Source organism: Fluviicola sp. (assembly GCF_029266855.1).
Taxonomy (GTDB): domain Bacteria; phylum Bacteroidota; class Bacteroidia; order Flavobacteriales_D; family Crocinitomicaceae; genus Fluviicola.
Genome location: NZ_JAQSWB010000003.1, coordinates 293,797 through 306,385, shown reverse-complemented (window position 1 = coordinate 306,385; position 12,589 = coordinate 293,797). Strand labels below are relative to the sequence as shown.

General features: G+C 40.2%; 8 protein-coding genes. 2 read left to right on the top strand and 6 right to left on the bottom strand.

The features are described 5' to 3' along the window. Positions 1-274: 274 nt before the first annotated feature. Positions 275-1,195: a T9SS type A sorting domain-containing protein gene (locus K0S23_RS09980; protein ID WP_300356746.1), complete on the bottom strand. Its 921-nt coding sequence runs from the start codon at positions 1,193-1,195 to the stop codon at positions 275-277. A gap of 142 nt (positions 1,196-1,337) precedes the next feature. On the opposite strand from K0S23_RS09980, the gene K0S23_RS09975 reads away from it, so the two are divergent. Then, on the top strand, positions 1,338-3,974 hold the full coding sequence (locus tag K0S23_RS09975) for a glycoside hydrolase family 3 protein (protein ID WP_300356744.1): 2,637 nt from the start codon (positions 1,338-1,340) through the stop codon (positions 3,972-3,974). On the opposite strand, the gene K0S23_RS09970 is transcribed toward K0S23_RS09975, so the two are convergent. Continuing rightward, positions 3,964-5,403 carry an alpha-L-fucosidase gene (locus tag K0S23_RS09970; RefSeq protein ID WP_300356742.1) on the bottom strand — a complete coding sequence of 480 codons (1,440 nt, stop codon included), beginning with the start codon at positions 5,401-5,403 and terminating at the stop codon, positions 3,964-3,966. The genes K0S23_RS09975 and K0S23_RS09970 overlap by 11 nt on opposite strands. A gap of 498 nt (positions 5,404-5,901) precedes the next feature. On the opposite strand from K0S23_RS09970, the gene K0S23_RS09965 reads away from it, so the two are divergent. Further along, the gene (locus tag K0S23_RS09965; protein ID WP_300356740.1) at positions 5,902-8,214 is read left to right on the top strand and encodes an ATP-dependent helicase; all 2,313 of its coding nucleotides are present in this window, start codon (positions 5,902-5,904) and stop codon (positions 8,212-8,214) included. Between the two features lie 53 nt (positions 8,215-8,267). Here the strand turns inward: K0S23_RS09965 and K0S23_RS09960 are convergent, their stop codons facing one another. The 4 genes from K0S23_RS09960 to ssb form a co-directional block, all read right to left on the bottom strand. After that, a complete protein-coding gene (locus tag K0S23_RS09960) occupies positions 8,268-8,996 on the bottom strand; it encodes a GLPGLI family protein (protein ID WP_300356738.1) in 729 nt (242 codons plus the stop codon). Beyond that, positions 8,983-11,742 (bottom strand): outer membrane beta-barrel protein, encoded by a 2,760-nt coding sequence (locus K0S23_RS09955; RefSeq protein WP_300356736.1) that lies wholly within the window; start codon positions 11,740-11,742, stop codon positions 8,983-8,985. The genes K0S23_RS09960 and K0S23_RS09955 overlap by 14 nt, the downstream gene beginning before the upstream one ends. Before the next feature lie 179 nt (positions 11,743-11,921). Continuing rightward, the gene (locus tag K0S23_RS09950) at positions 11,922-12,233 is read right to left on the bottom strand and encodes a single-stranded DNA-binding protein (protein WP_300356734.1); all 312 of its coding nucleotides are present in this window, start codon (positions 12,231-12,233) and stop codon (positions 11,922-11,924) included. A 1-nt stretch (position 12,234) separates the two neighbouring features. Continuing rightward, positions 12,235-12,585 (bottom strand): single-stranded DNA-binding protein, encoded by a 351-nt coding sequence (ssb, locus tag K0S23_RS09945; RefSeq protein ID WP_300356732.1) that lies wholly within the window; start codon positions 12,583-12,585, stop codon positions 12,235-12,237. Positions 12,586-12,589 lie beyond the last annotated feature (4 nt).

Sequence of the window (12,589 nt, the reverse complement as noted above, 5' to 3'; positions counted from 1 at the left end):
TACAGAAGCTTCCGGGGTTTTATTTTTCCGCTCAGAAGTGGGGCGCTATACCAAAGGTAAGAACAATTTAATTGGATGAAATTTTTTTTAATCTTTTTTATGGAAGGTTTCCGGAGGGAAATAATCCGTTAATCGGATCGTTCGAAAATATTTATTTGTGAATACCTCAGACCAGTAGAACCCAACCATCTGAATATCATTTGATAAACTGTTTCAATTTACAAAGTCAAGAAATCATTCTTTCTTTTGACGAATGCGAATTCCTGACAGCAACTTATTTCACAAAACGAATAGTTCCCTTTCTCCCTGAGAAATCTGTCAGGTGTAAAAAATAAATTCCTTTCTGAAGATTGCTCACATCAATAACAGTCCCATTTTCAAGAGTCACTTCCCCCACCGTTTTTCCGTCTGAAGTCGTTACTAAAAACGATTGAATGGATTCAACTCCCCGGATTGTAAGTTTATCGTTAACCGGATTAGGATAAATTTCAATTGATAACTGCTGATAATCTCCCAGTCCTAAAAAGAAATCAGGAAATTGGCCACATTCAATACCGTTGTGAACTACATAAAATAACTCATACAAAATAGTGAATTCTGTGGGATCTCCGGGACGTTGCTTCCCCCCATAAGGACCACCCGCATGTGAATAAGCATAGTAATCAGAAATCAGTGACTCAAGGTCGCAAGAATCTATATTGTCAGGATGCATTCCAAAATGATATGCCTGTCCGGAATTATTGAAACACCATGGAGAAGGAATTAGGGTATCAAGTGACAGATAGCATTCATTCGTGTCTGCGTCCCAAAAATGGGTAGCAGTATTTCCAAAAACATGATCCCAAATTTCAGGTGAAAACGGGGTGTTTAAATCCGTGTGTATAAACGTAAACGTGTCTATCGAATAACTTGGGGGCGTGCCTCCACCGGATCCGTTCGGTAATGCCGGAATATAAGATTGTCTTTGAGCTGAATAAGTAACCGAATCACCTGTAACTGAAAGTTGTTTGGTCAAAATATGAAACATTTGATAACCTGATATAATTGGCGATTGTATGCCACTAGAAGGAGCATTAGATTTTCTAACTACTCCGTAATAATTCCCCACAGAAAAATCATACACTTCACTGCGCATCAATTGCGAAAAGCTGATGGAAGAAAACAAGAGAATGGAACTAAGTAAAAGATTTTTCATGGCAACAATTTGATTGATTGATTGATCGAATATATACTTTTCTTTTCAAAGAAGAAAATCCGCTTCACCTCTAATTCATCCTGAATCATCAGTGAGAATAAGGGTTCATGTTGAAATCAATCAAATAATGTAATTTTATCACATGAAACTTCTCCTCTTTTTCCTCTTATTGATTCCGGGAACGGTCGGATTCGCGCAACTTTACAGAGATTCGACTCAAGCTGTTGAACTTCGCGTCAGGGATCTGGTGAGCCGGATGACGACTGAAGAAAAATTCTGGCAGGTATTCATGATTCCCTCGGACGGAGATACTACCGGTGGGAAATTAAAACACGGGATCTTCGGTCTGCAGGTCAGTGCCGGGTCAAAAGGCGATGCAGGCGGACAACTCCTCTCTTACAATACGACTGAAGATGCTGTTATTCTCGCCAAAAAAATCAATGAGCTGCAAAACTATTTCGTTACCAGGACCCGTTTGGGAATTCCCATAATCCCTTTTGACGAGGCATTACACGGATTGGTAAGACATGGTGCGACGGCTTTTCCACAGGCTATCGGTTTAGCCGCAAGCTGGGACACTTTACTTATTCGCCGGGTTGCAACACAAATCGCAACTGAATGCAAAATCCGTGGGATCCGGCAAATCCTTTCACCTGTTGTAAACCTGGCAACAGATGTTCGCTGGGGAAGAACGGAGGAGACTTACGGAGAAGATCCGTTTTTAAGCACTGAGATCGGACTGGCTTTTATCCGCTCGTTCGAACAGCTTGGAATTATTACAACTCCCAAACACTTCGTTGCAAATGTGGGCGAAGGTGGTCGCGACAGTTATCCAATCCATCTGAGCGAATGGTACCTGGAGCAAAGTCATTTTATCCCCTTCAAAAAGTTGATAAAGGAAGGTGGTGCCCGTTCGATTATGACGGCATATAACTCACTTAATGGAACGGCTTGTTCGGCAAACGATTGGCTGCTGAATCAAAAACTCAAAAAAGAATGGGGATTTAAGGGCTTTGTGATTTCTGATGCAAACGCAGTTGGTGGTGAAGTTGTTTTACATCAAACTGCCGCCGACTATGCAATGAGCGGAAAACATGCACTCGAAGGTGGTTTGGATGTCATTTTCCAAACAGACTATAATCATGCAGCACTTTTCTATCCTGCTTTCGAATCGGGGCAGGTTGATACCAACCGCCTGAACGATGCGGTTTCGCGGGTATTACGTGCGAAATTTGAATTGGGATTGTTTGAAAATCCATATATCGCCATTCCTGTATCATTGGATTCTGTTTCTTCTCAGGGGAAAAGAATTGCCCAAATGGCAGCAGAAAAATCCTTTGTTTTATTAAAGAACGAAAAACAGGTCTTGCCCCTGAATTCATCTGTCCGCACAATAGCACTTTTCGGATCGGATGCAAGCCATGTCAGATTAGGTGGATACAGCGGGCCGGGGAATAAACCGGTAAGTATCCTGGACGGACTAAAACAAACCTTTGGAGATTCCATTCACATAAACTACCGGGAACTGGTAAGTTATTCCGATACATTGTATTTTCCCGTTGCCAACAATTACCTCGAAAACAATGGGAAAAGCGGTTTGGCCGGAACCTATTTCAACAACGTCGATCTTTCGGGTGAACCTCTTGTAAGCAGAACCGATTTGGAGGTAGATTTCAATTGGACATTGTATGGTCCTTCCAATGAATTGGATAATCACTTCTACTCTGCAAAATGGGAAGGAAACCTGCTGGCGCCTCAAACGGGAAAGATTGAAATCGGACTGGAAGGAAATGACGGGTACCGGCTTTATCTCAATAACGAGTTATTTATCGACCGCTGGGAAAAAGTCAGCTATCATAAAGATTTGGTTCCGTTCAACTTCAAAAAAGACACTCGTTATCCCATCCGGATTGAATTCAAAGAGCCGAAAGGAAACGGTAAAATTCGCCTGATCTGGAATTACGGATCGAACGATTCGTTTGATTCGGAACTTAAAAATGCTGTCAAAATAGCCGGGAAATCAGATTTGGCAGTAATTGTTGCCGGTATTCATGAAGGAGAGTTCCAGGATCGCGCTTCTTTGCGTTTACCCGGGAACCAGGAACGTTTGATCCGGGAATTGCATAAAACAGGAAAACCGGTAGTTGTTTTACTGGTTGGTGGAAGTGCAATAACAATGAATGAATGGATCAATGATGCAGATGCCATTGTAAGCATTTGGTATCCTGGCGAAGCAGGTGGACCTGCAGTGGCGAATTTACTTACGGGAAAGATTAATCCTGCCGGACGTTTACCGGTCACCTTCCCCGTTTCTGAAGCTCAGCTCCCGCTTACTTACAATCATTTGCCAACCGGAAGGAGTGATGATTATTACAACTTGAGTGGTGAACCGTTTTTTCCCTTCGGATTCGGTTTAAGTTATACGCAATTCACATACGCTGATTTGAAATTGGATAAACAACAGATCGCAAAAAATGAATCCGCGAGCCTCTCTTTCACCTTAACGAATACGGGAAAAAGATCCGGTGAAGAAGTCGTTCAATTGTACCTGAAAACCAAATTGAGCAAACAAGCCCAAGCTGTCATCGCATTAAAAGGTTTCCAGCGCATCCTGCTAAACTCCGGAGAAAGCAAGCAAGTAACCTTCACGTTGACTCCCGAACTTTTCACTCATGTTTCTGCTGATCTGAAAGAATTGATTGAATCAGGTGATTATGAACTGCTTATCGGTTCTTCTTCCAAAGACCTGAAACTGAGAACAGTTTTAACTATTCGGTAGCCTGCTCAAATTTGAACACCCAAACCGGGTTATTCTTGTTTGCTTGAATCCATTTTTGTGGTAAAGTCAATTCTACTTCCTGATCTATAATTTTATACGGAATAACTTCTCCTGTTGGAACAAAAATCATCTTGGAACCTTTTTTAGGGAGATTGATTATCCAGCTTACTTTCCCGGGATTTAAATCTGATGGAATGAATAAATAAGCCGTTTTCTCGTCTTTGGACTGGGTGAAAAACACTTTCTCATCCTGGTAATGATACATACTGCGCGTTTCATAAATTGCAGTACCGTTTACATCCAGCCACTTCCCTATTTCCAACAACTTTTCTTCCACCTCGGGAGGAAATGTTCCATCCGGTTTCGGACCTACTCCCAATAATAAATTTCCGCCCTTGGCAACTACTTCAACTAACGTGCGAATCACCCGGTCCGAAGATTTCCAATTGTTATTCGGTACATACCCCCAATCGTTCCCCAATGGCATACAGGTTTCCCACGGATTCTCAATTCGCTTTTCGGGGATCGTGTGTTCAGGAGTTTGGTAATTTTCAAAAGGCCCCTGAACTGTTCTGTCTACCACGATCAATCCAGGTTGATTTGAACGGGCCATGTTTGCAATTTTAGCGATATCCAATTCCTGGTTCCACTGCGGGATTGGCGCTCCCCACATCAACACCTCTTCATCAATGGTATTCATCGGTCTTACCCAGCCGCCATCCAACCATAAAATATCTACACCTCCGTAACCGGTCGCAATCTCCTGGATCTGTCTGAATGTATAATCCTGGAATTGCTGCCAGCGCCAGGGGTGTTTTCGCGTGTCGTAATTGTTGTTCCGATTCGGAGTTGCATACAAAGGCCACCAATAATTTTCATTGTGCCAGTCGGGCTTGGAAAAATACGCCCCGATCATAAATCCCTGGTCCCTGTAAGCTGAGAAAACGTGCTTCAATACATCAGCTTTCGGATTGGAAGCAAATGGTCCGTCCGAAATTTTAAAGTCCGTTTGCTTGGTATCGAACATGCAAAAACCATCGTGGTGTTTCGTTGTAAAAACCAGGTACCTCATTCCAGCTTTGCGCGAAATATCAGCCCATCTTTCAGGATTGAAGCGCACAGGGTTCAACGAATCTTTCAATCCGAAATACCAACGCTTGTAATCTTCGTAATTGGAAGTTGAATCTCGCGTAATCCAGTCTTCGGAACAGATAGACCACGATTCAATAATTCCGGGTACTGCATACAATCCCCAATGAATAATAATTCCGAATTTCTTATCCTGCCATTGATCCAGTTTTTGAAGCACCAAGGGATCAGAAGGCTTTTGATAATCGTTTGAAATGGGATGAATCCCTTCAACTTGTCCCCATGTACTCAAGGTTGTCAAACAAGTTATTCCAATAGCAAGACGCTTCTTTAAATTCATCATCCGTTTCTTTAATCCTGCCAAAAGTAAAAATAGAAACGAAATCACCACTACGAAGATCCATAATACCGCATAAATCAATCGCAAGTTCGCTGCGGCTGATCAATATTCCTTGTTTTTAAGTAAAAGCCAATAGTCCGCCGCGGCGGACGAAGACTGAGGCTCTGGCTCACTCGATCCGAAGCGATCATTTGTTTGATCTGCTTTGGTCAAGACTGAATAGCCGAGGGACATAACATAGTTGTAGCATAGGCACCCCACTTTTCACGCATGATTGAAGCATGATTGAAGTATAAATAAAGCATAGATGAAGCATAGATGAAGCATAGATATAGCGACGTTTGTATATTTATTTAACAATGACCAGGCGTATTTAACTTCAATTAATCGTAATTAACTATTGCATATTCACTAATAACTGCTGCCTGTTTAAACTTTTAAGGAAATTACACCTCCGATATTCTAGTTTAAAAGCTTCAATGTTCTAACTTTGTAAACATGAATTATTTGGACGGATTAAACGAAAGTCAACGCATTGCAGTAGAGAACTTTGAAGGACCAACGATGGTGATCGCCGGAGCGGGATCCGGAAAAACAAGGGTACTTACCATGCGGATCGCTTTTATGATTGATCACGGAATTGATCCCTTCAATATTTTAGCGCTTACTTTCACCAATAAAGCTGCAAAAGAAATGACCGAACGAATCGGTTCAATTATCGGATCCAGCGAGGCGAAAAATATTACAATGGGTACCTTTCACTCGGTTTTTGCACGCATTCTCAGAATTAATGCAGACCGCTTGGGTTATCCTCAAAACTTTACTATTTACGATACTCAGGATACGAAAAGCTTACTGAAGGATATTATCAAGGAACTCAACCTGGATGATAAGATTTATAAACCAAGTATGGTTTACGGACGCATCTCGGCAGCAAAGAACAATTTGCTCTCTGCAGATGATTACGCTCAGAATCCGGAGATAATGGAAGAAGACAAGATCAGTCAGCGCCCGGATCTTGCCCGGATCTATAAAGCATATGCCGTCAGATGTTTCAAAGCCGGGGCAATGGATTTTGATGATTTGTTGTACCAAACAAATGTGCTTCTGCGCGATTTCCCGGATGTTCTTTCCTATTACCAGCATAAATTCAAATACATTCTGGTGGATGAGTACCAGGACACCAATTACGCCCAGTATTTGATTGTAAAGAAATTGGCAGCTGTTTATGAAAATATCTGTGTGGTTGGGGATGATGCTCAAAGTATCTACTCATTCCGTGGAGCGAATATTCAAAACATCCTGAATTTCAGAAACGATTACCCGGATTATCATTTATATAAACTGGAGCAAAATTACCGCAGTACTCAAAACATTGTGGATGCCGCAAACAGTGTTATTTCGAAGAATAAAGACCAGATCAAAAAAAGTGTCTGGACAAATAATGATAAGGGAAACCTGATTCGCGTAGTTCGCGCAATGACGGATAATGAGGAGGGTAGAATTATTGCAAATAAGATCTTTGATGTCAAGCATCAGGAGAGCGGGGATTGGACAGATTTTGCTATTCTTTACAGAACCAACCGTCAATCCCGTGCATTCGAGGAAGCACTTCGAAAGATGAATATTCCTTACAAGATTTACGGCGGACTTTCATTTTATCAGCGCAAAGAGATCAAAGATATCTTAGCATACTTCCGCCTAACCGCCAACCAAAAAGATGAAGAAGCTCTTAAACGTGTGATCAATTATCCGAAACGCGGAATCGGAAAAACTTCCTGGGAGAATATCATTATTGCAGCAAATCATCACGATGTGGCCATTTGGGATGTTATTTCTGAATTTGGTAAATACCCGGTTTCCATTCCGGCAGCCACAAAACAAAAGATCTCCGAGTTTGTGATCATGATTCAAAGTTTCACAGCGCAATTAAATTCTCAAAATGCATATCAGTTGGCTCAGACAATTGCAAAAAGTTCGGGGATTTTGAAAGAGCTCTATTCTGAAAAAGACAAAGGTCCGGAAGAGGTTGAACGTTACCAGAACATCGAAGAATTATTGGCAGCGATCAAAGAATTCACAGTTCAAAGAGGAGAAGACGATCCCGCTACTTTAGCGGATTTCATGATTGACGTTGCACTCCTGACAGATGCTGATAATGAAAAAGAAGAGGACAAAAACAAAATAAGCCTGATGACTATTCACTCCAGTAAAGGTTTGGAGTTTAAACATGTCTACCTGGTTGGTTTGGAAGAGAATCTATTCCCCTCTCAACTTTCTATTAATTCAAGAACGGAACTGGAAGAAGAAAGACGCTTATTTTACGTAGCTGTTACGAGAGCAGAAAAGAACTGCACGATCTCTTATGCAGCATCCCGTTTTCAGTGGGGGAATTTAATTTCCTCCGAACCTAGTAGGTTCATTTCGGAAATCGATCCTGATTATTTAAGCTTTGAAACCGCTTATGGTGCCTCTCAAGGCGGAGGACGGTCTTTAAATTCCGGTCGAGGTGGTTTTGACAAACCTTTCACCGGGGGACTAAACCGTATGCCGGGATCAACAAGCACTCAAACAACAGCCCCAAGAGGTTTGAAAAGTATGTCGGAATTAAATTCAAAATCCGGCACCGGAGATACCAACATTGATATCAAAGTAGGTTACAATGTAGAGCATGAACGATTCGGAAAAGGAAAGGTAACGAAATTGGAAGGAAGCGGCGTAGACCGAAAAGCAACGATCTTCTTCCCTCACGCAGGAGCCAAAACCTTGCTGTTGAAATTTGCCAAACTTACTATTCTGGATATAGAATAAAAAAAGGTATTTGCTAACCAAATACCTTTCAATCATTTTCCTTATCTGAATGCTTACCAGTAAAACATTCCGGTAATTATTCGATCACCGTATGGCTGACCTTTCAGTTTCTCTGTCAAATCAGCAATCAATTCTGCCTGGGTATATTGCTTTCCTTTTTTCTTCGGTTGTGCGATTTGCTCTGCAGTTGGGGTAATTACATCTACTTTTTTTGCAAAATAAACAATACTTCCGTCTTCAGTTGCCAATCCAAGAACTGCTCCGGGTAAACCCTGAATATTCTCAGGTCCCACCGTTGCAATAATATCTGTTGTATACCATGCATAAATGCGGGTTGTATCATCCTTTTGCCAAATCACACGGGTACATTCGTAACCGGCAATCTTACGTGTTTTGTCTGTAATTTTCCAGGTATGCTTCAGCAAACTGTCACCAACAGTCATTGAATTCCCCATCATATCCATGTATACAAAACGCTGCCCTTTATTGAACTGATTGTATACCGTATTCTTCATTGTTAGCCAACTTTGAGGATCCGGTTGATCTGGCACAACATAAGAAAACAAAGACGACGAATCATTGAAGTACAAAGTAAATTCTTCTATTTTAATTTTGTTTTTTTCACCGATGAATTGTCTCATTCGCTCATCTTCAAAGATTTTCCAAACATTCGTTCTTCGCTCGTAAGTAATTTTACCTTCCCGCACAAGTTGTGTCTGAGCTTGGATCGATCCTCCCAGAAATAGGAATCCCAAAAGGATCAACGTTCTAATTCCAGCCATCGAAATCATTTTCTTTTGTTTTAAAATTATTAAATCTAAGTGTCATTTTTGCCATGAAATAACGACGAATAATATTTGTTCTCTGATCGACGATCACATTATTGTTAACCGTTCTGTAGTTACTGATATTCTGATTTAAGATATCGTAAGCTTCAATACCAAACAACAGGTTGCCGGTTTTCAGGAATGAACGTTGAATGGAAGCATTCCAGATCACATAATTGATATTATAACCACTTGTTCTACCTGTATTGATATTATAAGTAGCATCTGATTGAATAAACCATCGGTATGGTAAGGTCCAGTCAATTTCCGCTCTGAAATTGTAGGTAGTATATGGCTGGTTAGATTGTGTAGTTAAAGAGTTGTAAGGTATATTATAATTAATTCCCCCACCGATAACTGCTCTTAATGAATCTCCGTTATAATCCAGATCCAAATCTATTCCAACCCCTGTGTTTCTGGTGTCATTGTCAACCGAATTGATCTGATTCATGGAAGATGTGAAGTTACCGTTTCCATTAACTCTTAAGTTCAAATTCTTTACCCCTTTCATTGGGATTCCGGCTCCTGCCCAATAATAAAGGAAATCGGAAGTCTTCACATTAATTGCCTGAGAGATGGATCCTCCGTTCGGACCGAAGATGGTATTCGTACTAAAGTTGTCCTTAATATGTGAATAGCTGAAACCGGAATACATATAGAAACCACTCAGTCCTTTCCACGTATTGAAGTTACCATTGATACTGTGTGTATAATTCGGTTTTAATGCCGAATTACCGATTTGTATAAAGTTTGGATTCGTATTGTCCAGAACCGGTTGTAACTGATCAATTGAAGGCAGACTTGAATTTGTATTGTATTGGATCATTACACGGGTCGTTTGACTGAACTTATATCTGAATACAACCCGAGGCAAGATATTATTCAAGTCTTGATTGATCAATGAATCTGTAAAGATGTTTCGGTTGTCAATCGAAATTGTTCTGAATCTCGAACCTACAGATACTCTCAATTTTGCATTTTCATAGATTAGGAAGGCTCCAGCTCTGTGTTGTTGTCTGTTGGTTTTAAATTGATTGGAATAAGTTGTATCTACATCAACATATTCTCCATTAATTGGATTCAATGTCGTCTTTCTTTGACTATTGTTATTCCCATAAAACTCATAATCAAATTCTAATTTGAATCTTTTTCCAAGAGGTTCAAAATAATCCACATAAGCAGTATGTGCCATAGAATTACTTCTATTTTCCTTTAATTGATCAAACCTCAAGCTGTCATTCGACAAATAAGTAATTGCATTTGTATCGGTTGAAAGTAAATTACCATTTGAGCTGTTATTGATCCCAACGAAATTATACCGGGCAATTAACTTTCTGTTTTTCTTCTTGAAATCCTTAAACAATCTGAAAGTTGTATTCAAATTTGCTCCACTTGCCTTATTTCTGTTATCAATTGTCGTAAAGCGGGTTAACGTATCTCTTTGAGATAAGAAATCCGTTCTGGAAAATGAATTCTGATCGTTATCATTCAACTGTAATTTAGGCTCTAGTTCGAAACGTGTAAGAGAATCTATTTGCTGAGAATACTTAATTCCGATCTGATGTTGCATATACGACTCTCTTGTATAACTATTCAAATCTGTTGTATAGGAAGTATCTGTCAATAAATATTGAGACCTGCTGTTTGTTTGTGTTTTTACTTCATATTGATTAAAAGCATAATTCAAACGGATTTTCGCTCCTTTTTTGAATTTCTGATCAAAATAGAACCCGGCTTTAAAAGTATTTGGAATCCCCTCATTCTCATTTTGCCCATCCTGGCTATATGACTGGATATCATCATTTTCAGCCATCCAATCCATTCCCTCTGACAATCCAAATTTAAATAAATCACTGCCGTTAAGATTGGTTTTCGGAGTGTTTGAACCCAAAGCATAAACCGCAAGTTTTTGATTCTTGTTATATGAATTCACCAGCATTTCGCCTTCGTAAAACCCCTGATTAGGGCTCGTGAATTTATTAATCCCTCCAGCTAAACTGACCTTCCCGAAATATCCTTTCTTGGCCTCGTCCTTGAGTTTCAGATCAAGCACCTGGACTTTATCATCACTCCCGTCTTCAGCGTCCTTCTCATAAACTTCAACGGTTTCAACTCCTTTTGCAGCTAAATTCTTCGTCGCAATAGTCGGATCATTTCCAAAGAATTCGTCTCCGTCAACCAATACCTGTCCGATTTCCTTTCCCTGGTTCTTGATCTTTCCGTTTTCATCGATGGTCATCCCGGGTAATTTCCGTATCAAATCTTCAACCACTGCATTTTCCTTTACTTTAAAGGAATCTGCAACATACACCAAAGTATCCCCACGATAATAAATAGGATTTCTGTTCGCATAGATCAACACTTCATCCAATGCAGTGCTCTTGTCAGGCATTACCAAAGTATCCATCACAAAGGAATTATTTTCCTTTGAACCAAAAAAGAATGCCCTGAAAACTCCATATTCGGGATGAATAACGGTAAACTCTACAGTATCAATGGGTAGCGTAAACTCTATATGACCGAATTTATCCGATCGCTTAAAATCCAATAACACGGAATCACGAACGCGTTTTACAATACCAACAGCGCTCCTGACAATCATTTGCGAATTTGTGTCAATGACATTCGCCTTAATAGTCATCGTTTGGGAATTACCAAAATACGAGATGAGCAAGAAGAATAGAAGTACAATTTTTTTCAATGTGTCAAGTTTGATGATACAAAATTAGCCGGAAATTCTTGGATTTAATGAAAAATATACGAAAGGTTACTTAATTATAGATGAATGGCTAAGATTTCAGTTTAACGGAATCTAAAAACGGGAGCCAAAATGACCCCCGTTCAACTGCATATCGTTAAGAACAATGATCATCTGACCCTTTAAAACTTAACGACTTGTCTGACTTCCACCTCAGTAACTCTTTGCGAACGTCCTTCTTTATCCACATACGTTCTGTTCACTAATCTCCCCGAGACAGCCAATTTGTTTCCTTTTTTACAATAATTAGTCAGAAAATCAGCAGTGTTCCCCCATGCAAACATCCGGTATAACGCTTTGGAATCAGACTCAACTATTTTTAGCTGGTTATCTACCGCAAATTGAAAGCGGGCAACCATAGAACCATTTTCAAAGGTGGTGATGGTGGCGTCTGATCCCAGACGCCCCACCAACGTAACTTGGTTTCGCAACATATTATAAAATAATTAAATCGTTGACTTCAATTTCAGAGAACATTTTACGCTCTCCCGACTCTGTTTTATAAAAACGGCTAACCAATCTGCCTTCCACCGCAACATTAATACCTTTCGCACACAATTCTTCCAGAATGGTTACCCATCTTCCGAAAGCGGTTAGTCGGTGCCAATCTTGTTTGACCTGAAGATTTCCATCCTTATCCAGGTAATGTTCCTTGGTAGCCAGAGAAAAATTAACCACCTTTCTTCCACCCGGCAAAAGACTCACTTTGGGTTCAGAACTTATCTTTCCGATAATGTTTACATGGTTCATATGCAAAACCTGATCTTGTTTAATAGTAGTATTCATAGCT